Source organism: Paraburkholderia sp. J94, from assembly GCF_905220285.1.
Classification (GTDB): Bacteria; Pseudomonadota; Gammaproteobacteria; order Burkholderiales; family Burkholderiaceae; genus Paraburkholderia; species Paraburkholderia tropica_A.
Genome location: NZ_CAJMZH010000068.1, coordinates 1 through 337, shown reverse-complemented (window position 1 = coordinate 337; position 337 = coordinate 1). Strand labels below are relative to the sequence as shown.

Annotated in this window: 1 tRNA gene; it reads right to left on the bottom strand. The window is 47.5% G+C overall.

Annotation, left to right across the window (positions count from 1 at the left end):
• Nucleotides 1-217: 217 nt before the first annotated feature.
• Nucleotides 218-293 (bottom strand) — tRNA-Ala (locus U4Y88_RS37680).
• Nucleotides 294-337: the final 44 nt, after the last annotated feature.

Below are 337 nucleotides of genomic sequence, written 5' to 3'. Positions count from 1 at the left end.
AATCTTTCGATCACTTAAAAATACATTGATACAATCACAACCCTGATTCACCTACTCACGCCCATCTCTAGACGCTTTCAGATGAATCTCTTTACTACTTCTTCCTGATTGTTAAAGAACGACAGCCGATATGGTTTTACTCACATCGCTCTGACTGGCTCAATCGCCAATGCGAAATGCTCTGCTGGACTTCAGCAGAACGCTGTGCATTGAGGATTGGTGGAGGATGACGGGATCGAACCGACGACCCCCTGCTTGCAAAGCAGGTGCTCTCCCAGCTGAGCTAATCCCCCAGTCAAAACAACTCAAGGGATCTGTCTCGCCTTTGCAGACAAAG